This window comes from Methylibium sp. (assembly GCF_965279545.1).
Lineage (GTDB): Bacteria > Pseudomonadota > Gammaproteobacteria > Burkholderiales > Burkholderiaceae_C > Methylibium.
Genome location: NZ_OZ257250.1, coordinates 2,870,591 through 2,895,445, shown reverse-complemented (window position 1 = coordinate 2,895,445; position 24,855 = coordinate 2,870,591). Strand labels below are relative to the sequence as shown.

At 70.8% G+C, this 24,855-nt stretch carries 14 protein-coding genes; 8 read left to right on the top strand and 6 right to left on the bottom strand.

Annotated features, from left to right (window positions below):
- Positions 1-4: 4 nt before the first annotated feature.
- The 5 genes from ACQY9S_RS13485 to thiD form a co-directional block, all read right to left on the bottom strand.
- Positions 5-601, bottom strand: coding sequence for a YqiA/YcfP family alpha/beta fold hydrolase (locus ACQY9S_RS13485; protein WP_428420205.1), 597 nt, complete (start codon positions 599-601; stop codon positions 5-7).
- Positions 598-1,947: a UDP-N-acetylmuramate:L-alanyl-gamma-D-glutamyl-meso-diaminopimelate ligase gene (mpl, locus tag ACQY9S_RS13480; protein WP_428420204.1), complete on the bottom strand. Its 1,350-nt coding sequence runs from the start codon at positions 1,945-1,947 to the stop codon at positions 598-600. Before mpl ends, ACQY9S_RS13485 begins: the two co-directional genes overlap by 4 nt.
- Before the next feature lie 232 nt (positions 1,948-2,179).
- A complete protein-coding gene (locus ACQY9S_RS13475) occupies positions 2,180-3,010 on the bottom strand; it encodes a D-hexose-6-phosphate mutarotase (RefSeq protein ID WP_428420203.1) in 831 nt (276 codons plus the stop codon).
- On the bottom strand, positions 3,010-4,323 hold the full coding sequence (gene hemL, locus ACQY9S_RS13470) for a glutamate-1-semialdehyde 2,1-aminomutase (protein ID WP_428420202.1): 1,314 nt from the start codon (positions 4,321-4,323) through the stop codon (positions 3,010-3,012). Before hemL ends, ACQY9S_RS13475 begins: the two co-directional genes overlap by 1 nt.
- A gap of 16 nt (positions 4,324-4,339) precedes the next feature.
- Positions 4,340-5,299 carry a bifunctional hydroxymethylpyrimidine kinase/phosphomethylpyrimidine kinase gene (gene thiD / locus ACQY9S_RS13465; RefSeq protein WP_428420201.1) on the bottom strand — a complete coding sequence of 320 codons (960 nt, stop codon included), beginning with the start codon at positions 5,297-5,299 and terminating at the stop codon, positions 4,340-4,342.
- Between the two features lie 179 nt (positions 5,300-5,478).
- On the opposite strand from thiD, the gene ACQY9S_RS13460 reads away from it, so the two are divergent.
- From ACQY9S_RS13460 to ACQY9S_RS13435, 6 genes are all read left to right on the top strand, one after another.
- A complete protein-coding gene (locus ACQY9S_RS13460; RefSeq protein ID WP_428425742.1) occupies positions 5,479-5,631 on the top strand; it encodes a rubredoxin in 153 nt (50 codons plus the stop codon).
- 47 nt (positions 5,632-5,678) lie between these two features.
- Entirely contained in the window at positions 5,679-6,086 is a 408-nt protein-coding gene (locus ACQY9S_RS13455) for a response regulator (protein ID WP_428425740.1), read from the top strand.
- Between the two features lie 77 nt (positions 6,087-6,163).
- A complete protein-coding gene (locus ACQY9S_RS13450) occupies positions 6,164-6,529 on the top strand; it encodes a response regulator transcription factor (protein ID WP_428420200.1) in 366 nt (121 codons plus the stop codon).
- Between the two features lie 39 nt (positions 6,530-6,568).
- The gene (locus ACQY9S_RS13445; RefSeq protein ID WP_428420199.1) at positions 6,569-7,093 is read left to right on the top strand and encodes a chemotaxis protein CheW; all 525 of its coding nucleotides are present in this window, start codon (positions 6,569-6,571) and stop codon (positions 7,091-7,093) included.
- A gap of 61 nt (positions 7,094-7,154) precedes the next feature.
- Complete coding sequence (locus ACQY9S_RS13440) at positions 7,155-9,479, top strand: methyl-accepting chemotaxis protein (RefSeq protein WP_428420198.1); 2,325 nt, start codon at positions 7,155-7,157, stop codon at positions 9,477-9,479.
- Positions 9,480-9,534: 55 nt separating this feature from the next.
- Positions 9,535-15,804 carry an Hpt domain-containing protein gene (locus ACQY9S_RS13435; RefSeq protein WP_428420197.1) on the top strand — a complete coding sequence of 2,090 codons (6,270 nt, stop codon included), beginning with the start codon at positions 9,535-9,537 and terminating at the stop codon, positions 15,802-15,804.
- A gap of 30 nt (positions 15,805-15,834) precedes the next feature.
- On the opposite strand, the gene trmL is transcribed toward ACQY9S_RS13435, so the two are convergent.
- On the bottom strand, positions 15,835-16,317 hold the full coding sequence (gene trmL / locus ACQY9S_RS13430) for a tRNA (uridine(34)/cytosine(34)/5-carboxymethylaminomethyluridine(34)-2'-O)-methyltransferase TrmL (RefSeq protein WP_428420196.1): 483 nt from the start codon (positions 16,315-16,317) through the stop codon (positions 15,835-15,837).
- A 97-nt stretch (positions 16,318-16,414) separates the two neighbouring features.
- On the opposite strand from trmL, the gene ACQY9S_RS13425 reads away from it, so the two are divergent.
- Together ACQY9S_RS13425 and pbpC are read left to right on the top strand one after the other, a co-directional pair.
- Complete coding sequence (locus ACQY9S_RS13425) at positions 16,415-22,321, top strand: alpha-2-macroglobulin family protein (RefSeq protein ID WP_428420195.1); 5,907 nt, start codon at positions 16,415-16,417, stop codon at positions 22,319-22,321.
- 109 nt (positions 22,322-22,430) lie between these two features.
- Entirely contained in the window at positions 22,431-24,590 is a 2,160-nt protein-coding gene (gene pbpC / locus ACQY9S_RS13420; protein ID WP_428420194.1) for a penicillin-binding protein 1C, read from the top strand.
- Positions 24,591-24,855: the final 265 nt, after the last annotated feature.

Sequence of the window (24,855 nt, the reverse complement as noted above, 5' to 3'; positions counted from 1 at the left end):
GCGTTCAGCCCAGGCCGAGAAAGCCCAGCAGATCCGGGAGGTGGTCGTCGAAGTCGCTCAGCGCATGGTCGCCGCCTTCCAGCAGCTTGATGCGGGCGCCGGCGTAGCGGGCCGTCATCTCGCGCCAGTCGAGCACCTCGTCGCCCTTCGCGATGACGGCGAGGTAGCGCGATGGATTGCGCAGGTGGTCCGGCCGCATCGCCCGCAGCTCTTCGACGTGGGCCGCGGTGAACTCGAAGCGCAGTGCCGGGTCGTGCCAGGCGGTCTGCTCGCCGATCTGGCCGGCCAGCGTGTCGGCCGGGTCGACGGCAGGATTGAGCACGACCGCACGGCAGCCGCGCTGTTCGGCCAGCACCGTGGCATAGAAGCCACCGAGGGAACTGCCGATCACCGCCATGCGATCGGACGGCCAGTCGCCGGTCAGCGAGTCGATCAGCGCCCGCGCGCCGGCCGGCGACGGCGGGAGTTGCGGGCAGCACCACACCAGGGAGTGGCCCGCGTCCTGCAGCCGGGCCACCTCGGCCGCCACGCGCTGGGCCTTCGCCGAACCGGGGGAGGAGCGGAAGCCGTGCAGGTAGAGCAGGTGCGACGGCGGCTTCATCGCGCCAGCGCGGCGAGCAGCTTGTCGTGGATGCCGCCAAAGCTGCCGTTGCTCATGCACAGCACGTGGTCGCCGGTGCGTGCGGCCTGGACGACGCGCTTGACCAGCACGTCGATCGACTCGCTGACGACCGCACGCTCGCCGAGTGGCGCCAGCGCCTCGTTCGCATTCCAGCCGAGGCCACCGCTGTGACAGAAGGCCAGGTCGGCCTCTTCCAGCGCCCACGGCAGCTGGGCCTTCATCGCGCCCAGCTTCATCGTGTTGGACCGCGGCTCGAACACGGCCAGGATGCGCTGCTCGCCGATCCGGCGGCGCAGGCCGTCGATGGTGGTGCGCATGGCCGTCGGGTGGTGGGCGAAGTCGTCGTAGACCTTCACGCCGCGGACTTCGCCGCGCAGCTCGAGCCGGCGCTTCACGTTCGCGAAGCCGGCCAGCGCCCGGGCCGCGTCGGCAGGCGCGACGCCCACGTGCTCTGCCGCGGCGATCGCGGCCAGCGCATTGAGCTGGTTGTGCTCGCCCAGCAGCGCCCACTCCACGCGACCGACCTGCACGCCGGATTTCAGCACGTCGAAGCTGTGCGGCTCGCCGCGGGCCCTGAAGCCGGGCACGTCGCCGCGCACGCCGAAGCGCTGCACATCGCTCCAGCAGCCGCGCTCGAGCACGCGCGCGAGGCTCTCCTCGCGAGCGTTGACGATCACGCGCCCGCTGGCCGGCACGGTGCGCAGCAGGTGGTGGAACTGGGTCTCGATGGCCGCCAGATCCGCGAAGATGTCGGCGTGGTCGAACTCCAGGTTGTTCAGCACCGCGGTGCGCGGCCGGTAGTGCACGAACTTGCTGCGCTTGTCGAAGAAGGCGGTGTCGTACTCGTCGGCCTCGATCACGAACGGCTGGCCCGAACCCAGACGCGCGCTCACGCCGAAGTTCTGCGGCACGCCGCCGACCAGGAACCCCGGCTGGCGGTTGGCCGCTTCCAGGATCCACGCCAGCATCGAGGTCGTCGTCGTCTTGCCGTGCGTGCCGGCCACGGCCAGCACGTGGCGGCCCTGCAGCACATGCTCGGCCAGCCACTGCGGCCCGCTGGTGTAGGGCAGGCCGGCATCGAGGAGGGCTTCCATCAGCGCGTTGCCGCGCGAGACCACGTTGCCGATCACGTACAGATCCGGCTTCAGCGCCAGCTGCTGCACGTCCCAGCCCTCGATCAGCTCGATGCCCAGCGCACGGAGCTGGTCGCTCATCGGCGGGTAGACATTGGCATCGCAGCCGGTGACCCGGTGCCCGGCCTCGCGAGCCAGCGCCGCCAGGCCACCCATGAAGGTGCCGCAGATGCCGAGGATGTGGATGTGCATGGCGTGGGATTCTAGGAGCGGGTCGCGGCAACGCCTGCAGCGGCCGTTGTCGTCGAATAGGCGGAAGCACGAGCTGTTCCACGCGGGTTGCCGAACAAGCCGGCACGCCGGTCGGCGTGCCCGGATTCACCTTCGGTGGCGGGCAGGGCGGCCCCATGTTGCGCGTCGGCGCGCTGTTCGCAGGCGGCTGGCCGCAGGTCTGCGCTCGCCGGCCCTGGGCAGGGGAGCGGGCTCAGGCCTGCAGCGTCTGCCGCGCGGCCCACTCTTGCCCGGCCGCGAGCATCACAGGCTGGCCGATGCAGGCCGCCTCGATGCACAGCAGGTGCTGCCAGTCCGCGTCGGGCAAGTCGGCCAGGGTCGCAGCCTTGTCGGGGCCGGGATTCCAGATCACCCGGTCGGGGAATCCTGCGGCCGTGAGCGCGAGGCGACGCCGCAGCGCCTGCAACACCACCGGCGTATCGACGTTCCAGTAGATGCGGTCGATCTCGCCGACGAGGGTGAGCGGCTCGATTTCCTGCTGGTGCGTCGTGCCGCGCAGGCTGTTCTCGAACGCGTGGCCCAGCAGGCCGCTGACGCGGCACTCGCGCACGTCGTCGCAGCGCAGATAGGTGTGCAAGGCGGTCGTGAACGTCAGCGGCTGCTCGCCGGTGTTGAGCACCGCCAGCTCCATCTCCAGCGTGCGGCCCGTCAGGCTGACGGTCAGCTCGGCCTCGAAGGCGTGCGGCCACAGCGAGCGTGTCGCCGCGTCGTCGGCCAGTCGCAGCACGGCCTGGGCGTGCTGCCCGGGGCCACCCTGATCGAGAAGGGTCCAGGCACGGTCGCGCGCGAAGCCGTGCCGCGGCAGCGGGCCGCGGCGCTCGAACTGCGGGAAGATCACCGGAATGCCACCGCGCACCGCCTGACCGGGGCCGGCCTTGGCCTGCGGCGAGAGGTAGAGCTGCTCGGGCAGGCCGGCCGGCTGCCATGACACGACATGGGCGCCGTGCAGCAGCACGGTCGCCCGCGCACCGTTGGGCGAGCGCAGCGCGACCGCCGGCTGGCCGAGCACCTCGATCAGCGCCATCAGCCGCTTGCCGCCAGTGCCTCGCGGGCCGCCTGCACGGTGGCGGCAAGATCGGCCTCGCTGTGCGCAGCACTGACGAAGCCGGCTTCGTAGAGGGCCGGCGCCAGGTAGATGCCGCGCTCCAGCATGCCGTGGAAAAAGCGGTTGAAGTGCTCGCCGTCGGTGGCCATCACCTGCGGATAGTTCTGCGGCAGTTCACGGGTTGCCGTCTTCGGGAAGAAGAAACCGAACATGCCGCCCTCGCTGTCGCCGACCATCGGCACGCCGCTCTCGGCCGCCGCCGTGAGCAGGCCGTCGAGCAGCGCGCGCGTGCGGCGCCCGAGCGCATCGAAGAAGCCGGGTCGCTGGATCTCGCGCAGCGTTGCCAGGCCGCAGGCGGTGGCGACCGGGTTGCCGCTCAGCGTGCCGGCCTGGTAGACCGGACCGAGCGGCGCGAGCTGCTCCATGATCGCGCGCGGACCGGCGAAGGCCGCGAGCGGCATGCCGCCACCGATGACCTTGCCGAACACGCTGAGGTCGGGCCTGAAGCCGGGGATCGCCCGCGCATACAGGCTCTGCGCGCCGCCGAGCGCGACGCGAAAGCCGGTCATCACCTCGTCGAACACCAGCAGCGCGCCATGCTGCGTGCACAGCTCGCGCAGCCGCCGCATGAAGGGCAGGCTGGCGCGCACGAAGTTCATGTTGCCGGCGATCGGCTCGATCATCACGCAGGCGATCTCGCCGCCGTGGGCAGCGAAGGCGGCTTCGAGTTCGGCCACGTCGTTGTAGGTCAGCACCAGGGTGTGCTGCACCACCTCGGCCGGCACGCCGGCCGAGGTGGGGTGGCCGAAGGTCGCCAGACCCGAGCCAGCCTTGACCAGCAGGGCATCGGCGTGGCCGTGGTAGCAGCCCTCGAACTTGACGATCTTCGAGCGCCCTGTCGCGCCGCGGGCCAGCCGCAGCGCGCTCATCGCCGCCTCGGTTCCGGAGCTGACCAGGCGCACCTGCTCCGCGCTCGGCACCAGCTTCAGGATCTCCTCGGCCAGCTCGACCTCGCGCTCGGTCGGGGCGCCGAAGCTGAAGCCTTCCGTGGCGGCCTTCTGGACGGCTTCCAGCACCGCCGGGTGTCCGTGGCCCAGGATCATCGGCCCCCAGGAGCCGATGTAGTCGATGTAGCGCTTGCCGTCGGCGTCCCACAGGTAGGCACCGTCGGCACGGGTGATGAAGCGCGGCGTGCCGCCGACCGCGCGGAAGGCGCGGACCGGCGAATTCACGCCGCCGGGAATGCTGCGGCGGGCCCGTTCGAACAGGCTGGCGTTTCGCGAGTCGGGCATCGGGGAGGATTCGGTGTCAGTGAATGCGACGCGGGCCGCGGTCGGCCGTCGGGATGTCGTCGGGCGCGGGTTCGCCCATCAGGCCTTCGTCGTCGGCACCGGGTTCTGCATCGGGCAGCGCCCAGAAGAAGCGATCGGGCACGACGCTGCCCATGCCCGGCCGGAAACCCGCGTCCAGCGCCTGGTCCAGGAAGCTGAGGGCCTCCGACACCGCCAGGTGCAGGTCCTGCCCGCTCGCCAGCAGCGAGGCCAGCGCCGCGGCCAGCGTCTCGCCGGCGCCCAGGAAGGTGGCATCGAAGCGCTCGAATTTCTCGCCGGTGATGGCACCCTGCGGCGAAGCCAGCACGTTGTCGACCTGGGCCTCGGCACCCCGGCCGGCCGGCAGCGCGATGCCGGTGACCAGCACGTACTTCGCCCCCAGTTCTCCGGCCGCCACCGCCAGCTCGCGCGCCGAGGGAGGACGCTCGGTGTCCCAGTCTGGCAACAGGAAGTCGATCAGGGTCTGCTGGTTGCCGACCAGCACCTCGGTCGCCGGCAGGATCAGCTCGCGGTAGGCGTCGAGGTAGGACTGCTGGTCGTCCTCGTCCAGCCACGACACGCTGCTCAGGTAGGCGACCAGCGGCACGTCGGGGTAGTCGCTCAGCACTTCGGCGACGCCGGCCACGCCCTCGGCGCTGCCAAGGAATCCGACCTTCCAGGCCGAGATCGTCACGTCCTCGAGGATGCTGCGGGCCTGCTCGACGATGGTGTCGGCCTCGATCTCGTGCGACTCAAAGACCTCGGCGGTGTCACGCATCACGATAGCGGTGACAACCGGCAGGGCGTGCGCGCCCATCGCGGCGATGGTGGAGATGTCGCCGGCCAGTCCGCCGGCGCCGCTCGGGTCGCTGGCATTGAAGCTCATCACGCATGCCGGCGGCGCGTCGCTCGCGGCGGGCTCGGTTTGGTCGGAAGCGCTTGGCGCGATGGTGTTCATCGGATGGTTCGATCAGGGCTCGGGGTCGCGGCTGCGCAGGCGGTCACGGAGTTCCAGAAAATGATGAGGAATGTTGCGTATGTGCCCACTAACCCTTGTTTTTTTGCCAAAGGCGATCGCTACAATCTTTCGTCATTGTAGTGAGCAGCCAAGACACCGTGAGCGAATCGAAGACCTGGATGTGCCTCATCTGCGGATGGATCTACGACGAGGCGGCCGGGGACCCGGAACACGGCCTCGCTGCAGGTACCGTATGGGCCGATGTGCCGATGAACTGGACCTGTCCCGAATGCGGCGCGCGCAAAGAGGACTTCGAGATGGTGCAGATCTAGCAACCTGTCGCTGAGGAGCACAGCCGGTGAACCAGGCGCTGACGCAAGTGGGTCAAGAGGGATCCGAAGCCGGAGCGGCCGAAGCGATCCGCGTGCTCGTCATCGACGACAGCAACACCATCCGGCGCAGCGCGGAAATCTTCCTGAAGCAGGGTGGCTACCAGGTGCTGCTGGCCGAAGACGGCTTCGACGCCCTGGCCAAGGTCAACGACCACCAGCCGCACCTGATCTTCTGCGACATCCTGATGCCGCGGCTCGACGGCTACCAGACCTGCGCCATCATCAAGCGCAACCCCAGGTTTTCCGGCGTGCCGGTGATCATGTTGTCCTCGAAGGACGGACTGTTCGACAAGGCGCGCGGCCGCATGGTCGGCTCCGAGGACTATTTGACCAAGCCCTTCACCAAAGACCAGTTGTTGCGAGCGGTGGAACAGCACCGCCGCCGCGTCGCGTGACTGCTCTCGCTCACCCCCTGCAGGGCGCAGGGAACGCAGTGCGCCCGGCTGCCCGCACAAGTTAGAGGACCCCCACCATGGCGATCGAGAAGATCCTGCTCGTCGACGATTCGAAGACCGAACTGCACTTCCTGTCCGAGTTGCTGGTCAAGCGCGGCTATGCCGTGCGCACGGCCGAGAACGGGGAGGAGGCCATGCGCCGTCTCGGCGAAGAGAAGCCCGACCTGATCCTGATGGATGTCGTGATGCCCGGTCAGAACGGTTTTCAGCTCACGCGTGCCATCACGCGCGACGCGCGCTTCACCGATGTGCCGGTCATCATGTGCACGAGCAAGAATCAGGAAACCGACAAGGTCTGGGGCATGCGCCAGGGCGCACGCGACTACGTGGTCAAGCCGGTCGATGCCGACGAGCTGATCGCCAAGATCCGCGCGTTCGACTGAGTCGATTGCCGAAGTCCACCGCAACAGAGTCGCACGGGCATGGCGAAGAAGGAAGCGCTGCGCGAACTGCAAAGCCGGCTTGCCGAGCGTCTGCAGGCCGCGCGTCTGAAGAAGACCGAAACGGCCACCTGGCTGGCTGTCGAGTGCGGCGGGCAGGGCATGCTGCTCCCCTTGGGGCAGGCGGGCGAGATCTTTCCGCTGGCGACCCTGATGCCGGTGCCGCACACCACGGCCTGGTTCCTGGGCGTGGCCAACCTGCGGGGGCGTTTGCACGGTGTGGTCGACCTGGCGGCCTTCCTGGGCTTGCGTGCGAGCGCTGCGAGCGAACTCGGTCCGCAGTCGCGCCTGATCGCGTTCAACCCGGCGCTGGAGGTCAATTGCGCCTTGCTGGTCGATCGCTTGGCCGGTCTGCGCTCCGCCGACCAGTTGCGGGTCTTGCTCGACGATGCGGTGCATCCGGCGTTCGCCGGCGCCCGCTATATCGATGCCGGTGGCCGTCGCTGGCAGGAGATCGTGCTGGCGGAACTGGCCGGCGAAGAGGCATTCCTGAGGATCGCCCGGTGAGCGCTGGCTTCAGCGCACCGGTGCACCGCGACCGAATCACCGAGGTGAGCGAGAGGCGTTTATGAGCTTTCTGAACAAGTTCAAGAATCTGGGTCAGCGCAGGACGCCGGGCGAGCCAGCCGACGACACGCCGTTCGACGACGCCTATCCGATGGCCGATGACCTGGTCGTCGCGGGACGTGATGGCGGTGCCGTGCTGGAGACGGCTGCCCTGCCGCTCACGGTCTCGCACGATGATTCGTCGATCATCTCCGAGGCAGCGCCTTCCGAGCTGAGCGACGGTTTCAGCGAGACGCGGGTCGAGAGCGGTGGAAACGACAGTTCGGTGGGTGCCGCGCTGCCACTGATCGGCGGTCTGTCGCTCGGCACCCAGCAGCGTGTGCTGGGCGGCATGCTGTTCGTGGGCTTGCTGGGCCTGGTGGTGGTGACCATCGCGGCGCTGACGTCGGCCGACCGGGGCGCGAACCAGGTGGCGGCGACCGGTGACGTGCTGATGCAGTCGCAGCGGCTCGCGAAGTCCGTGTCGCTGGCCTCGATCGGCAACGCCGCGGCCTTCCCCGAGGTGAAGGAGAGTGCTGGCGTGCTGTCTACCGCTGCGCGCGGGCTGCAGGTGGGCAACGAGATGGTGAGCCCGGCACCGACTGCCGTGCAGCCGCAGCTCGAGCCGCTGATGCCGCTGATCGATCGCGCCGAGAAGAATGCCAACACCGTGCTGGCGCAGCAACTGACGCTGACACAGGTGAGTCAGGCGCTGCGAGGCATCAACCGCCAGTCGTCCGATCTGCTCGATATCGCCGAGACCGTGTCGTCGCTGAAGCTGCAGCAGGATGCTTCGCCCGCCGAGCTGTCGGCGGTGGGCCAGCTGGTGATGCTCACGCAGCGCGTCGGAAAGTCGGCCAATGAGCTCCTCACCGTCGAGGGCGTGTCGCCGGAGGCGGTGTTTCTGCTCGGCAAGGATCTCAATTCTTTCCGCGAGATCGCCCAGGGTTTGCTCGACGGCAATGCCGATCTGCGGCTGCCGCCCGCCCGGGATGCAGCGACGCGCGAGCGACTGCAGGCCCTGCTCAAGCAGTTCGAGGAGACGCGCACGTTGGCCGGCTCCATCCTGGGCAATCTGCAGGGGCTGGTGGCGGCGCGCGAGGCGCAGTCCGCGATCGTGGCCGACAGCGAACCGCTGCGCGTGGGCTTCCAGGCCGTGCAGGCCCAGCTGCAGTCGCGCACCGGCCTGGGCACCTTCAACGGGGTCGTGATCCTGGTGTCGGTGCTGCTGGCCCTGGCCGGCATCGCCGGTCTGCTCTACGTCTATCTGCAGGACCAGCGCCAGCGCGCCGCGGTGGCCAACCTTCAGCGTGAAGAGGCCGAGCGCCAGGAGCAGGAAGCCAAGCGCGTCAACGATGCCAACCAGGCGGCCATCCTGCGGCTGATGAACGAACTGCAGACGGTCGCCGAAGGCGACCTGACGCAGCAGGCCACGGTGACCGAAGACATCACCGGGGCGATTGCCGATTCGGTGAACTACACCGTGGAAGAGCTGCGCACGCTGGTGTCGCAGGTGCAGGGCTCGGTGTCGCGGATGACCGACACGACCACCCAGGTGGAAGCGACCTCGACCGAGCTGCTGGCCGCCTCCGACGAGCAGCTGCGCGAGATCCGTGAGACCGGCGAATCGGTGCTGCAGATGGCCGGACGCATCAACGACGTGTCGGCGCAGGCCACGCAATCGGCCCAGGTGGCGCGTCAATCGCTGGTCGCGGCCGAATCCGGCCTGCAGGCGGTGCAGAACGCGATCGGCGGCATGAACACGCTGCGCGACCAGATCCAGGACACATCGAAGCGGATCAAGCGGCTGGGCGAGAGCTCGCAGGAGATCGGCGAGATCACCGAGCTGATTTCAGACATCACCGAGCAGACCAATGTGCTGGCGCTCAACGCCGCCATCCAGGCGGCGTCGGCCGGCGAGGCGGGGCGCGGCTTCTCGGTGGTGGCCGAGGAAGTGCAGCGACTGGCCGAACGTTCGGGCGATGCGACCAAGCAGATTGCCGCGCTCGTGAAGACCATTCAGACCGACACCCAGGACGCCGTGGCCGCCATGGAGCGGTCCACCCAGGGCGTGGTCGCGGGAGCCAAGCTGTCCGACAACGCCGGCACCGCGCTCGGCGAGATCGACCGCGTGTCGCGCCAACTGGCCGAGCTGATCGAGGCCATCTCGGACGAGGCCTCGCGCGAAGCGCGGTCCGCCAACGTCGTGGCGGCCAACATCCAGCACATCTTCGCAGTGACCGAGCAGACCGGCGATGGCACCCGCTCGACCGCCCAACTGGTGCGGGAGCTGTCGCGCACGGCCGAGGAGCTGAAGGCCTCGGTCGCGCGCTTCAAGATCGACTGAGGCAGTCCGGCAGCATCGTCGCACAGCGCAGACACGTCATCAGAACGAGCAGCGGATGGACAGCCCACACGACACCCTCGACGACGTCAGTGCCCTGGCCTGGGTCCAGGAGGAATTGCGCAAATCGCTCGATGCCGCGCACAAGGCGCTGCGCCGCACGCTGAAGGAGACCGAGTCCACCTACGGCTCCGACCTCGACGATGTCGAGCCGACGCAGTTGCGTGCGGCCCGGCAGCAGATCCACCAGGGTGTCGGCGTGCTCGAGCTGGTCGGCCTGCCGGCCGGCGCGGCGCTGCTGCGCGGCAGCGAGGCCGCGATCCAGCGTTTCATTGCCAAGCCCCATAAGCTCGACCTGGCTGCCGTCGAGACCATCGAACGCGCCTCGTTCGCGCTGCACGATTTCGTGGCGCGGCGGCTCGCCGGCAAGCCGGTCTCGCCGGTGGCGCTGTTTCCGCAGTACCGCGCAGTCCAGGAACTGGCGGGGGCAGAGCGTATCCATCCGGCCGACCTGTGGCCGCAGGATTGGCAGTGGCACGCCGTGGCAGCCGATGCGGGGGTCGCGCCGCGGGGCGCCGATGCGGCCATCGTCGCCGAGTTCGAGTCCCAGGTGCTGACGCTGATGCGCAAGCCGGGTGCCGAAGTGATGCAGCGATTGAGCGACCTGAGTGCCGGCCTTGCGGCGGGGGCTGAGCAGTCGCATACGGCGACGCTGTGGCGGCTCGCCGCGGCTTTCTTCGAGGCCCAGTCCAGTGGCCTGCTGGTGCCCGACGTCTATGCCAAGCGCATGACGTCGCGCCTGCTGGCGCAGCTGCGCGGTCAGCAGCGTGGCGATGCGACGGCCGGCGAACGCTTGGCGCGCGACCTGTATTTCTTCTGCGCCCAGGCGGCTGCGCCGGACGTTGGCGAGGCGCCGCGGCTCAACGCCGTGCGCGCGGTCTACCCGCCCACCCGGGACGCCGTGCCGGTCGACTACAACGCGGTCCAGCTCGGCCGCTACGACCCGGCCTGGATCACCCAGGCGCGCAAGCGCGTCGCCACCGCAAAGGACTCCTGGTCGGCGGTGGCCGGCGGCGAGATGCACCGGCTGACCGGCTTGAACGAACAGTTCGCGCTGGTGGCCGATTCGCTCAAGCGCCTGGTGCCCGACGGCGATCTGCTCGGCGACGCCTTGTCGCGTGCGGTCGGCGCGTCGGTGCAGGCCGGGACCGTGCCACCGCCGGCGCTGGCGATGGAAACCGCCACCAGCGTGCTCTACCTGGAAGCAGCGCTCGAAGAGGGCGCCTTCGACCAGCCCGAACAGGCCGAGCGCATACAGCGCCTGGCGCAGCGCGTCGACGCGGTGCTCGGCGGAGCCGCCCCGGAGCCGCTCGAAACGTGGATGGAAGAGTTGTACCGCCGCGTGTCCGATCGCCAGACGATGGGCAGCGTGGTGCAGGAGCTGCGCGCGTCGCTGTCCGAATCCGAGAAGCTGATCGACCAGTTCTTCCGTGCGCCGGCCGATCCGGCAGTGCTGATGCCGGTGCCGGCACAGCTGCAGGCGATGCGCGGCGTGATGTCGGTGCTCGGTCTCGACCAGGCGACGCACGCGATCCTGCGCATGCGCGATGATGTCGACACCCTGGTCGCTGCCGGTGAGCAGGCGCGTCACGAGCAGCCCTTGTTCGAACGCCTTGCCGGCAACCTCAGCGCGCTCAGTTTCATGATCGACCTGCTGGGCGTGCAGCCGCAGGTGGCCAAGTCGCTGTTCCGCTTCGACGCGGCCAGCGGCCTGCTGAGTTCGCAGCTCGGCCGTCACAGCACGCCGCTCGAGGAAGCCGCGGCCACGCGGCTCGAGCCGGAACTGATCGCGCAGGCGCAGACGCTGTCCTTCGCGGCGACCGACACGATGCCGCTGGCCGAGGTCTCGCGCGAGCTCGAGCGCCTGGCGCTCGAGCCTGGCGTGGCGGCACAGCCGGACCTGGTGGCCAGCCTTTCCAGCGCCCAGGCGGCGCTCGACCGCGCGGACGCGCCGTTCGGCCAGCGCGAGACCGAGGCGCGCGTGCGCGAACAGGTGGTCGATGCGCTGGCCGATTTCGTCTCGTCGGCGTCCGACCCCATCGGGCTCGATGCCGCACCGGTATCGAGCCGCATGCCATTGATGTCGCTGACGCCTGCCGCGCCGGTCCAGCAGACCGGGCTCGAGGGCGACGACGAGATGCGCGACATCTTCGTCGAAGAAGCGCGCGAGGTGCTCGAGACCGCACGCGCTGCGCTCGCTGCCTTGCGCGAGAGTCCGGGCGATGTGGAACAGCTGACCACGGTGCGGCGCGCCTTCCACACCTTCAAGGGCAGCTCCCGCATGGTGGGCCTGCGCGAGTTCGGCGACGCCGCCTGGGCGTGCGAGCAGCTCTACAACGACTTGCTGGCCAGCCAGCAGCCCGCCAGCGAGGACCTGCTGCGCACCAGCGACGACGCCCTGGATCACCTGAGCCACTGGGTCGACGCGATCGTCGAAGGCGACACCACGGGCTGGCACAGCGCGCCACTGCGCAAGGCCGCGGATGCCATGCGCATCGAGGGCCGCTACCTGGCCCTCGCAGACGCCGCTCCGGTGAGCGCTCCCGCGGTGCCGCTGCCAATGAGCTTCGTGCTCCCGCCGGCCAGCGACCTCGAGCTGCCTGCGCCGTCCGAGCCGGTGCCCGTGCCGGGCCTGGACTTCGCGTTCGACCTGGGCGATGCACGGCCCGCCGCCGAGCTGCCCGCCGTGGCTGCGCCACCGGCCGCCGGTGCGCAGACTCCGGCGCTCGACGACGGGTCCGACCTGCCGCAAGCGTCCGGGTTCGAGCTGGCGCCGACCTTGCCCATCCCGCTCGAGGAGCTGCCCTCCACGGCACCGATCGAAGCATCCATCAGCACATTCGATCTCGAATTGCCCGATCTGGCCGGCTTGCCTGCGGGCCCCTCGACCGAAGCGTCGCCGCTGATCGAGCCCCTGCTACCCAGCGCGGAGGTGCACCCCGCGGTCGAGCCGCTGGCGACTGCCGAGGCTCTGGAGGACGGCACGCCTGCCGCAGCCTTCGACGATGCGGCCGACTCCGACTCCGCGCCGTTCGAACCCGGCGAGATCGTCGTGGCCTTGCAGCCTTCGCGCACGGGCGATCCGACGTCGCCATCCGACGACGCCGTGGGCGAGGCAGCGGCGGTCGATGAGCCAGGGCTGGCCGAGCCGATCGACGCGGTCGGGCAGTCCCACGAACAGGTCAAGATCGTCGGGCCGCTGCAGATCGGCATCCCGCTGTTCAACATCTACCTGAACGAGGCCGACGAGCTGTCGCGCCGGCTCGGCACCGAGCTGTCGGAATGGATGCACGAACTGCAGCGCCCGGTCGGCGAAGCTGCAGTCGCGCTGGCGCACTCGCTGTCCGGCAGTTCGGCCACCGTGGGTTTCACGGATCTGTCGGCGCTGGCACGGCAGCTGGAGCATGCACTCGTGCATTCGCAGACGCTGGGCAGCGGCACGAGCGCCGACGCCCGGCTCTACGTCGATGTGGCCGAAGAGGTGCGTCGCCTGCTGCACCAGTTTGCGGCCGGCTTCCTGAAGTCACCCAGTCCGGAGCTCGTCGATCGGCTTGCCGCGCACGAGCTCGACCTGGTACGGCGCATCGAAGCGCAGGCCGGCTCGCAGCAGGACACGTCGTCCGGCGCGAGGGTTGCGGCGCCAGCCAACGAACCGCCGATGGTCGCGGCTCCCGCGTTCGCAGCCGAACCGGCGCCCGGCGCGACGGTGCTCGCCGACCTGGGCCAGGCCGATTTCAAGCCGCTTGCGCCGTTGCCGGTCGAGCCGCAGCGCGCGGCCAGCATGGCGGCGCTCGACAGCGACGAAGACCTCGATGCCGTCGATGCGGTCGACGCCGACCTGTTCCCCTTCTTCGAGGAGGAAGCGCAGGAGTTGCTGCCCGAACTCGCCGCACACCTGCGAGCCTGGGCCCAGCAGCCTCACGAGGCATCGCACGCCACGGCATGCATGCGCACGCTGCACACGCTCAAGGGCGGCGCGCGCCTGGCCGGCGCGATGCGTCTGGGCGAGTTGGCGCACCGGCTCGAAACCGCGATCGAGCACCTGCTGGCGCGAGAGGTCGTCACCACGCACGAGGTCGAGCAACTGCTCGGTCGGGCCGACGGACTCAATGCGAGCTTCGAGGCGCTGTGCCAGCGCGACGCACTGGCCTATGCGGCCGCCCAGGAGGCCGTGCAGCCGCTGACCGACACGCCTGACACCCCGGTCGTGACCACGGCCTGGCCGCCGCTCGACGAGTCCGTCAGTCCGCAGCCGGCACCGGCCGAGGCCGCACCGCCGGCGGATTCGATCGAAGAACTGCTGGCGGTCCCGCAGACGCCGACGGCAGTGCCCGAGCGCGAGATCGACTGGTCGCGTTTCGTGCCCGGCAGGGACGCGCCGGTGCCGGCCACCACCGCCGAGCGCGTGCCGCTGGCGTCGGTCACCGCCGTGCGGGTGCGCACGCAGCTGCTCGATCGCATGGTCAACCAGGCTGGCGAGGTGAGCATCGCGCGTGCGCGTCTCGAATCTCAGGTCGGCCAGATCAAGGGTTCACTCGGCGACCTGACGGACAACCTCGACCGCCTGCGCGGGCAGCTGCGCGACATCGAGCTGCAGGCCGAAACGCAGATGAGCACGCGCATGGAGGCCGCCAAGGCTGCCGCGCAAGCCTTCGATCCGCTCGAGTTCGACCGTTTCACGCGCTTCCAGGAGCTCACGCGGATGATGGCGGAGTCGGTGAACGACGTGGCCACCGTGCAGCGCACCCTGCAGCGCACGCTGGAGACCGCCGAAGACGAACTGGCGGCCCAGGCCCGGCTGACGCGCGACCTGCAGGACGATCTGCTGCGCACCCGCATGGTCGAGTTCGAGGGCCTGTCCGACCGCCTGTACCGCGTGGTGCGCCAGGCCGCGAAGGAAACCGGCAAACAGGTGCGACTCGACATCATCGGCGGCTCGATCGAAGTCGACCGTGGCGTGCTCGACCGCATGACCGGCGCCTTCGAGCACCTGCTGCGCAACTGCATCACGCACGGCATCGAGTCACCCGAGGCGCGCGCCGCGGCCGGCAAGGAGCCCATTGGCACGGTCGTCGTGTCGCTGCACCAGGAGGGCAACGAAGTCAGTGTCGAGTTCCGCGACGACGGCGCCGGGCTCGACTTGCCGCGCATCCGCGGCAAGGGCGTGGCGATGGGCCTGATCGACGCCAACACCCAGCACAGCGACGCCGAACTCGCGAACCTCATCTTCATGTCCGGCTTCACGACGGCCGACAAGGTGACCGAGCTGGCCGGTCGAGGCGTCGGCATGGACGTGGTGCGCGCCGAAGTCAATGCGCTTGGCGGCCGCATCGAGACCGCCAGCGCCGCGGGCCAGGGCGCCAGTTTCAAGCTGATCCTGCCGCTGACCACTGCGGTGACCCAGGTCGTGATGCTGCGCAGTGGCGACGCGACGGTGGCGGTGCCGGCCACGCTGGTCGAACTCGTACGGCGTGCCAACACCAGCGAGCTCGCGACCGCCTACGCCACGGGCACCTACCTCTACGCCGGGCACACGCTGCCGTTTTTCTGGCTCGGCGCGCTGTTGCAGCGCAGCCGGCGTGGCACCGAGATGGTGGGCCGGTCGCTGCCCGTCGTCGTGGTGCGATCGGCGCAGCAGCGCGTGGTGCTGCACGTCGATGAAGTGCTGGGCAACCAGGAAGTCGTGGTCAAGCACCTCGGGCCGCAGCTGTCGCATCTGCCGGGTCTGGCCGGCATGACGCTGCTGGCCTCGGGCTCGGTGTCGCTGATCTACAACCCGGTGGCACTGGCGACCGTGTATGGCGATGCGGCCCGCCAGACCATGGCGGCGCACGACGCGCCGGATGCGCCGGGCTTGGCGTTGCCTGCCGCACCGGAAGTCAAGCGCGCGCCGCTGGTGCTGGTCGTCGACGATTCGCTGACGGTGCGCCGCGTGACGCAGCGCCTGCTGGTGCGCGAAGGCTACCGCGTGCTGCTGGCCAAGGACGGCCTCGAGGCACTCGAGCGCCTGGCCGAAGAGCGCCCGTCGGTCGTGCTGTCCGACATCGAGATGCCGCGCATGGACGGCTTCGACCTGGTGCGCAACATCCGGGCAGACGCCGACCTGGCGGCCTTGCCGGTGATCATGATCACCTCGCGCATCGCGCAGAAGCACCGCGAGTACGCATCCCAGCTCGGCGTGAACCACTACCTCGGCAAGCCCTACAGCGAAGAGGAGTTGCTGGCGCTGATCGGTCGCTACTGCGCGGAACAACTGGCGCCGGCTTGAGCCAGGGCTTGTAAGCGCGAGGGGCGGGCCCTAGCCCGGCCCCTGGGCGGCGCCGGCATAGCCCTGCTGGCGCCAGGCCTCGAACACCGCCACCGCCACCGCGTTCGACAGGTTCAGGCTGCGCTGGCCGGCGCGCATCGGCAGCCGCACGCGCTGTCCGGCCGCGAAGCGATCGCGCAGCGCGGGATCCAGGCCGCGCGTCTCGCAGCCGAACACCAGCCAGTCGCCCGCCTGCCAGCGCAACTCGGCCAGCGGCTGGCTGCCGCGGGTGGTGAAGGCGAACATCCGCCTCGGGTCGGGCTGCTCGGTGGCCAGCAGCGCCTCCCAGCTCGCATGACGCCGCACCGCCGCATGCTCGTGGTAGTCGAGCCCGGCCCGCTGCAGCAGCTTGTCGTCCATCGAGAAGCCCAGCGGCTCCACCAGGTGCAGCGTGCAACCGGTGTTGGCCGCCAGCCGGATCACGTTGCCGGTGTTCGGCGGAATCTCGGGTTCGACGAGGACGATGTGGAACATGCGCGACGGGGCTGCGATGGCTGTCGCATTGTCGACGCTGCAGAGCCACGGTGCGCCGGCCGCATAGACTCGTGCGACCCCTTGCGAGGAGCCTGGCTTGCGACGACTCGGAACTGCCACAGCGCTGCTGCTGTCCGGCCTCACCGCGGCGGCGGCCCACGCCGTCACCGTGACCGGCGTCAGCCCCCAGGGCGAGGTCGCCCAGGTGAGGCAGGTCGTCGTCAAGTTCTCCGACGCGGTGCTGCCGTTCGGCGACCTGCGGCGGCCCGATCCCTACACGGTGCAGTGCGTCGGCGCGGCCACCGGCGGTGCCGGACGCTGGAGCAGCGACCGTGTCTGGCTCTACGATTTCCGCGAGGCGCCGGGGCCCGGCACGCGCTGCACGCTGCGGTTGCGCGCGGACTGGAAGCCGCTGCAGGGCAGCGTGACCGGCAAGACCGAATTCGGCTTCAACACCGGCGGGCCGGCCATCCTCGGCGTGCAGCCGTGGAGCGACGCCGAGATCGACGAAGACCAGCATTTCCTGCTGAACCTGAGCGGCCCGGCGGACGAGGCCAGCGTCACCGCCAACGCCTGGTGCGAGGTCGACGGCATCGGCGAGCGGCTGCCGGTGCGCGTGATCTTCGGCGCGGCGCGCGAGGCCCTGCTGAAGGCGCGGCACGTGCCAGCGAAGCGCGCCGGGCGCGCGCTCGTCGTCGCCTGTCCGCGCCCCTTGCCGGCCGACACCGCGATGCGCCTCGTCTGGGGCCAGGGCATCGCCGCCGCGGCGAACCCGGGCATCGTGACCCGCGTCGAGCAGCGCCATGGCTACCGCGTGCGCAAGCCTTTCCTGGCCGAATTCAGCTGCGAGCGCGAGCGGGCCAACGCCGCCTGCCTGCCGATCCGGCCGCTGCGGCTGCGTTTCTCGGCGCCGGTCGACCGCCAGCTCGCCGCGCAGGTGCAGCTGCGGCCGGCGCAGGGCGCGGCGCTGAAGCCCGTGTTCGACAAGGACGACCCGGCCACCCTGGTCAGCGACCTCGAGTTCCCGATGCCGCTGGCCGAGAACACCTCGTTCCGCATCGAGCTGCCCCCGGGCCTGAAGGACGATGCCGGGCGGCCGCTCGCCAACGCCAGCCTGTTTCCGCTGGCCGTCGCGACCGGCGACGCGCCGCCGATCGCCAAGTTCGCCGCCGCGCCGTTCGGCGTGGTCGAGCTGATGGGCGATGCGACGCTGCCGCTGACGCTGCGCCATGTGCAGGGCGATCTGCGGCCCGCCGCGGCCGGCGGGCAGGTGCGTCTGAAGCCGGTGCACAGCGACGCCGACATCCTGGCCTGGTACGCGCGACTGCAGCGCTACCACGAGCGCGAGCTCACGGCGCGCGAGGCCGGCCTGCCCGAGCGCGACTGGTTCACGACCGAACGCGACACCGACGCGAAAGGCCGTGTCACGCTGCGTCGCGTCGAGCGCCGCATCGCGAGCCGCGAGCTGTCGCTGCTCGCCAAGGACGCCGACGCGAAGCGCATGGACCTGCCGCAGTTGCAGGGCGGCGACCCGCGGCCCTTCGAGGTGGTCGGCATCCCGATCGCGCAGCCCGGCTACCACGTCGTCGAGATCGCCTCGGCGCGGCTCGGCCAGGCGCTGCTCGACAAGGCCGCGCCGATGTACGTGCGCACCGGCGTGCTGGTCACGAACCTCGGCGTGCACTTCAAGCACGGCCGCGACGCCAGCGTGGTGTGGGTGACGTCGCTGGACCGCGGCCGGCCGGTGGCCGAGGCCGAGGTGGCGGTGAACGACTGCAGCGGCCGGCGCCTGTGGGCCGGCCGCACCGACGCGCAGGGTCTGGCGCGCGTGCCGCAGGCACTCGATGCCGGGCGGTCCGATTGCCAGGTCGACGAAGGGCTGTTCGTCACCGCGCGCAAGCGCATCGAAGACGGCCCGGCGAAGGGCGCGACCGACCTGGCCTTTGTCTTCAGCGGCTGGCAAAAGGGCATCGAAGCCTGGCGCTTCAACGTGCCGACCAGCCAGGAGCCGCAGCCCGACATGCGCGCCCACACGGTGTTCGATCGCACGCTGCTGCGGGCCGGCGAGACGGTGTCGATGAAGCACTTCCTGCGCGCCGAGACCACGGCCGGGCTGGCTGCGCTGCCGGCGGCCGAGCTGCCGACACGCCTGAAGATCGTGCACCAGGGCAGCGGGCAGGAGTTCACGCAGCCCTTGCAATGGCTCGCACAGCGCCATACGGCGTCGAGCTGGCACATCCCGCCCGCCGCGAAGCTCGGCGTCTACGAGGTGACGCTCGAGCGCGAGCCGACCGGCGGGAGCACGGGCCGCAGCGGCGACGGCACGGCCCAGCGCCGTAGCTGGCCCAGCGGCAGCTTTCGCGTCGAGGAGTTCCGCGTGCCGCTGGTCGACGCGCGCGTGATCGCGCCGAAAGTCGTCCCCGTGGCGCCGAAGGCGCTGCGGCTCGACGTGCAGCTGAACTACCTGTCCGGCGGTGGCGTGGCGCAGGCGCTGCTGCGCGCATCGGCCCTGCTGAAGAGCCGCTACCCGAGCTTCCCGGGCCACGAGGGCTATTCGTTCGAGCCGCCGCGCGATCCTGCGCAGCCGGACGAGGCCGAGGGCGACGACAGCGAGTCGCGCCCGGCCGACGGCAAGCTGGTCGCCGACAAGCTGGCGCTGACCACCGACGCCCAGGGCGCCGCGCGGTTGGCGCTGAACGACCTGCCGACCCTCACCCGGGCCAGCGAGCTGCTCACCGAGGTGAGCTTCAGCGACCCGAACGGCGAGGTCCAGACGGCGGCCACGCGCGTTGCGCTGTGGCCCAGCGCGGTGGTGCTCGGCATCCGCGCCGGAGCCTGGGCCAGCAACCGCGGCCGCGCGAAGTTCGACGTGCTCGTGCTCGACACGGCAGGCGAGCCGCTGAAGGGACAGTCCGTCGAAGTCCGGGGCCGTTCGACGCAGGTCATCAGCACGCGCAAGCGCATGGTCGGCGGCTTCTACGCCTACGACAACCGCAACGAGGTCAGGAACCTGGGCAGCCTGTGCAGCGGCAGCAGCGACGACCGCGGCCTGCTGCTGTGCGAGGCCAGCCTGGACACGGCCGGCCAGATCGAACTGATCGCGCAGGCGCGGGACGCCGCCGGCAACCCGGTGCAGGCGGCCACCAGCGTGTGGGTCACGCGCCAGGGCGAGCTGTGGTTCGCGCAGGACAACGACGACCGCATCGACGTGCTGCCCGAGAAGAAGCGCTACGAGCCCGGCGAGACCGCGCGCCTGCAGGTGCGCATGCCGTTCCGCGAGGCGACCGCGCTGGTCGCCGTCGAGCGCGAGGGCGTGATTTCGACGCGCGTGCTGACGCTGCGCGGCGACGACCCGACGGTCGAGCTCCCGATCGAGCCGGGCTGGGGCCCGAACGTCTACGTCAGCGTGCTGGCGCTGCGCGGCCGCATCCGCGACGTGCCCTGGTACTCGTTCTTCACCTGGGGCTGGAAGGAGCCGCTGAGCTGGGTGCGCTCGTTCTGGTACGAAGGCCGCGAATACCAGGCACCGACCGCGCTGGTGGACTTGTCGAAGCCGGCCTTCAAGCTCGGTGTGGCGGCGCTGCAGGTCGGCATCGCCGAGCATGCGCTGCAGGTCAACGTCACGGCCGACAAGCCGCAGTACGCGGTGCGCCAGAAGGCCGTGGCGCGCATCCGGGTCACGCAGGGCGGCAAGCCGGTGGCCGGCAGCGAGATCGCCTTCGCGGCGGTCGACGAGGGCCTGCTGGCGCTGCGCGACAACAGCTCTTGGGACCTGCTCGGCGCGATGTTCCAGCCGCGCCCCTGGGGGGTCGAGACGAGCACCGCGCAGAGCGAGATCATCGGCCGCCGCCACTACGGCCGCAAGGCGGTCGCGGCCGGCGGCGGCGGCGGCCGCGGCAGCACGCGCGAGCTGTTCGACACCCTGCTGCTGTGGAAGGCGCGGGTCGTGCTCGACGCGAACGGCGAGGCGGTGGTCGAGGTGCCGCTGAACGATGCGTTGACCAGCTTCCGGCTGGTCGCGATCGCCGATGCCGGCGCACAGTCCTTCGGCACGGGCTCGACCACCATCCGCGTCACGCAGGACCTGCAACTGCTGTCCGGTCTGCCGCCACTGGTGCGCGAGGGCGATCGCTTCGATGCGATGCTGACCCTGCGCAACACCACCGCGCGCGCGATGAAGCTGCGCGCCAGCCTGCAGGGCATGGCCACCGGCGGCGACGGCGCGGTGCGCGCACCGATCGCACTCGCGCCGCAGGACGTGGTGCTGGCGGCCGGCGCAGCGCAGGCGCTGGTGTGGCCGGTCGACGTGCCGGCCGGGGCCAATGGCATCCGCTGGGACGCGTGGGTCGAAGAGCAGGGCGCCGCTTCGGAACGCGCTGCCGCGCCCGCACGAGATCGGCTGCAACTGAACCAGCTGGTGGTCGCCGCCGTGCCGGTGCGCGTGCTCGCGGCCACGCTGCAGCAGCTCGACGGCAGCGTCACGCTGCCGGTCGCCGCGCCGGTCGATGCGCTGCCCGAGACCGGCGTCAAGCGCGGTGGCCTGCAGGTCGCGGTGCAGCCCACGCTGAGCGGGGCGCTGCCCGGCCTGCGCCGCTACTTCGAGACCTACCCCTACAGCTGCCTGGAGCAGAAGGCCTCGAAAGCGATCGGCCTGCGCGACCCGGTGCTCTGGGCGGCGGTCGCGAACGCGCTGCCGAGCTACCTCGATGCCGACGGGCTGGCCGGCTATTTCCCGCCGCGCGCGCAGGACGCCGCGAACGGCAGCGACCGGCTCACCGCCTACCTGGTCGCGGCCGCGCACGAGGCCGGCGTCGAGTTGCCCGCACCGGCGCGCGAGCAGATGCTCGCCGGGCTGACGGCCTTCGTCGAAGGCCGCATCGAGCGGCGCTTCTGGGCGCCCGCGTCGGCGCAGTCCATCGACCGCGACGTGCGGCGGCTCGCGGCCATCGAGGCCTTGTCGCGCCACGGGCGCGCGCAGGCGCGCCTGCTGGGCACCGTGTCGCTGACGCCGAAGCTGTGGCCGACCGCCGCCGTGATCGACTGGCTTCACATCCTGCGGCGCGTGCCCGGCATCGCGGACCAGGCCCGGCACCTCGACGAAGCGCAGCAGATCCTGCGCAGCCGCCTGACCTGGGCCGGCACGACGCTGAAGTTCAGCACCGAGCAGGAGGATTTCTGGTGGTGGCTGATGGACAGTGCCGATGCCAACGCCGCGCGGCTGATCCTCACGGTGCTCGACGATCCGGCATGGAAGGACGAGCTGCCGCGGCTGGTGGCCGGCAGCCTCGGCCGGCAGCGCGGCGGCGCCTGGCTCACGACCACGGCCAACCTGTGGGGCTCGCTCGCACTCGACAAGTTCGCGAAGAAGTTCGAATCGGCCCGCGTCACCGGCAGCACCGTCGCGACCACGGGCGGCCCGGCGCAGACCATCGACTGGTCGCGCCAGCCCGGCGGCGGCGGCCTCATGCTGCCGTGGCCCGAGCAGCGCGGCGCGCTCACGGTCACCCAGCAAGGCAGCGGCAAGCCCTGGCTCAGCGTGCAGAGCCTGGCCGCGCTGCCGCTGAAGGCGCCGCTGCGTGCCGGCTACAGCCTGGCGCGCAGCGTCAGCGCGGTCGAGCAGAAGCTGCCGGGCCGCTGGTCGCGCGGCGACGTGCTGCGGGTGCGCCTCGAGATCGACGCACAGAGCGACATGAGCTGGGTCGTGGTCAGCGACCCGGTGCCCGGCGGCGCGACGCTGCTGGGTTCGGGCCTGGGCCGCGACAGCGAGATCGCGACGCGCGGCGACCGCCGCGAAGGCAGCGCCTGGCCTGCCTTCGAGGAGCGCGGTTTCGAGGCCTGGCGCAGTTACTACGCCTATTTGCCGCGCGGCAAGCATGTCGTCGAGTACACGCTGCGCCTCAACAACGCCGGCCGCTTCTCGCTGCCGCCGACGCGCGTCGAGGCGATGTACGCGCCGGAGACCTTCGGCGAACTGCCCAACGCGGCGGTGGAGGTGGCGCCATGAGCCCCGCGCAGAGGGGCCCCACGCCAGTGGGGATCGGAGCCGAGGCGAAGGGCGCCCGCGCCCGACGGTGCTGCGGTTCGACGGACATTGGCCGTGCGGAGGGCGCGCCATGAGCCCGCGCCTCGCGATCGCCGCATTGTGTTTGGTCTCGACCGTCGCGCTCGCCCGCGAGCTGCCCAGCTTCGCCGATGTCAAGGCCGCGCACCACCCGTCCGACGTGACGCTGCTCGACCGCCACGGCGTGCCCGTCCAGACGCTGCGCGCCGACCGGACGGTGCGCCGCCTCGCGTGGGTGCCGCTGGCGGAACTGTCGCCGGCGCTGTTGAACGCCATCGTGCTGAGCGAGGACCGCCGCTTCTACGAGCACAGCGGCGTCGACTGGGGTGCCGCGGCGACCAGCGCCTGGGGCAACCTCTGGAACACCCGCACGCGCGGCGCCTCGACGCTGACGATGCAGCTCGCCGGCCTGCTCGACGACGAACTGGCGCGCCCGGCGGCCGGCCGCAGCCTCGGGCAGAAGCTCGGCCAGGTCGTCGCGGCGCGGCGACTGGAAGCGCAGTGGAAAAAAAGCGAAATCCTCGAGGCCTACCTGAACCGCGTGAACTGGCGCGGCGAGATCACGGGCATCGGTGCACTGTCGCAGACGCTGTTCGGCAAGTTCCCCGGCGGGCTGGACGCCCAGGAAGCGGCGGTGGCCGCCGCGCTGCTGCGCGGACCGAATGCCGCGCCGGCCACCGTCGCGCAGCGCGCTTGCGGCGTGCTGACGCTGCAGCAGCTGCCGTGCGCCGGCGTGACCGCGCTGGCCGAGCTGGCGCTCGCGCGTCGGGGCGGCATGCCGCTGGGCGAGCAGTTGGCACCGCACTTCGCGCGCCAGCTGCTCGCGCTCGCGCCTGCGTCCGGCGACACGCTGCGCAGCACGCTCGACGCCGGCCTGCAGCGCGTGGCACTCGACGCGCTGCGCGTGCAGATGGCCGAGCTCGCGGGCCGCCAAGTCGAGGATGGCGCGGTGCTGGTGCTGGACAACGCCAGCGGCGAGGTGCGGGCCTGGGTCGGTTCGAGCGGCCACTATTCCGACGCGCCCCAGGTCGACGGCGTGCTGGCGCGGCGCCAGCCGGGCTCGACGCTGAAGCCCTTCGTCTATGCCCTCGCGTTCGAGCAGCGCCTCATCACGCCGGCCACGCTGATCGATGATGCGCCGACGCAGATCGCGACGCGCAGCGGCCTGTACCTGCCGCAGAACTACGACCGCGAGTTCAAGGGCTGGGTCAGCGCGCGTGCCGCGCTCGGCGCCAGCCTCAACGTGCCGGCCGTGCGCGTGGCGGCGATGCTCGGACCCGATGCGCTGTTCGAGCGCCTGAATGCCTTCGGCCTCGCCCTGCCGGAGAGCGGCGGCTACTACGGTCACGCGCTGGCGCTCGGCGGCGCCGACGTCACGCTGCTGGCCCTGACCAATGCCTATCGCACGCTGGCGAACGGCGGCCTGTACGCGCCGGTCCGGCTGACCGACCCGCGGGCCGCGCTGCGGCCCGTGATGGAACCCGCGGTGGTGCGTCGCGTGGCCGATGCGGCCGCGGTCCATCTGGTGAGCGACATCCTGTCCGACAACAATGCACGCGCCCTGACTTTCGGCCTCGACAGTGCGCTCGCCACGCGCGGCTTCGCGGCGGTGAAGACCGGCACGAGCAAGGACCTGCGCGACAACTGGTGCATCGGCTACACCGAGCGCTACACCGTGGGCGTGTGGGTCGGCAATGCCAGCGGCGAGCCGATGCACCAGGTCAGCGGCGTCAGCGGCGCCGCGCCGGTGTGGCAGGCCATGGTGCGGCAGCTGCACGAGGGCGCGCCGTCGCGCCGGCCGCCCAGGCCGCCGGGGGTGGTGAGCGTGCCCCTCCATTTCGAGACGGGGCACGAGCCGGCGCGCGACGAACTGTTCATTGCAGGGACCGAGCCGGCGCCCCGGCCAGCCGGGGCGCAGGCCTCGGCCGGGACGGGCCAGGCCGGCGGTTTCGGCATCCTCAATCCGCGCGACGGCAGTGTCTTCGCGCTCGATCCCGACATCCCGCCGGCGGCGCAGCGCATCCGCTTCGAGGGCGAGCCCGGCACCTGGGTGCTCGACGGCCATCGGCTCGGCAGCGGTGCGCGCTGGCAGTGGGCGCCCTGGCCCGGGCGCCACGAACTGAGGCTGCTCGACCGCGATGGCCGTGCCTTGCAGACGGTGCGCTTCGAGGTGCGCGGCGCGGGCGTGAAGACGGCGCAGGCCTCGCGCTGACGTGGCGGCTCGAAGCGCTTCTGCGGACAATGCGCTGCGGCTGGAGGCACGCCCGGCCGGCTGATGCGGCATTCAAACGCATCAGATTGAAGCTTGGGCCAGGGCTCGTGGCGGTGTTCGCTGCCTTGTCCGGAATGCTGACCATCCAACGTCAGCGGGGCGCTGAGCCGGGTCGCTGTGTTGCGTTCATGTCCCCCGGGGTACAGGCTCTCGCCCGGCGGCCTTGCCAGCACCGCGCGGTACCTGCAGGCGGCTGGCCGGCGGA

Coding starts and splice junctions, on each gene's coding strand:
- ACQY9S_RS13485 (WP_428420205.1), bottom strand. CDS start 601: ATGAAGCCGCCGTCGCACCTGCTCTACCTGCACGGCTTCCGCTCCTCC.
- mpl (WP_428420204.1), bottom strand. CDS start 1,947: ATGCACATCCACATCCTCGGCATCTGCGGCACCTTCATGGGTGGCCTG.
- ACQY9S_RS13475 (WP_428420203.1), bottom strand. CDS start 3,010: ATGGCGCTGATCGAGGTGCTCGGCCAGCCGGCGGTCGCGCTGCGCTCG.
- hemL (WP_428420202.1), bottom strand. CDS start 4,323: ATGCCCGACTCGCGAAACGCCAGCCTGTTCGAACGGGCCCGCCGCAGC.
- thiD (WP_428420201.1), bottom strand. CDS start 5,299: ATGAACACCATCGCGCCAAGCGCTTCCGACCAAACCGAGCCCGCCGCG.
- ACQY9S_RS13460 (WP_428425742.1), top strand. CDS start 5,479: ATGTGCCTCATCTGCGGATGGATCTACGACGAGGCGGCCGGGGACCCG.
- ACQY9S_RS13450 (WP_428420200.1), top strand. CDS start 6,164: ATGGCGATCGAGAAGATCCTGCTCGTCGACGATTCGAAGACCGAACTG.
- ACQY9S_RS13445 (WP_428420199.1), top strand. CDS start 6,569: ATGGCGAAGAAGGAAGCGCTGCGCGAACTGCAAAGCCGGCTTGCCGAG.
- ACQY9S_RS13440 (WP_428420198.1), top strand. CDS start 7,155: ATGAGCTTTCTGAACAAGTTCAAGAATCTGGGTCAGCGCAGGACGCCG.
- ACQY9S_RS13435 (WP_428420197.1), top strand. CDS start 9,535: ATGGACAGCCCACACGACACCCTCGACGACGTCAGTGCCCTGGCCTGG.
- trmL (WP_428420196.1), bottom strand. CDS start 16,317: ATGTTCCACATCGTCCTCGTCGAACCCGAGATTCCGCCGAACACCGGC.
- pbpC (WP_428420194.1), top strand. CDS start 22,431: ATGAGCCCGCGCCTCGCGATCGCCGCATTGTGTTTGGTCTCGACCGTC.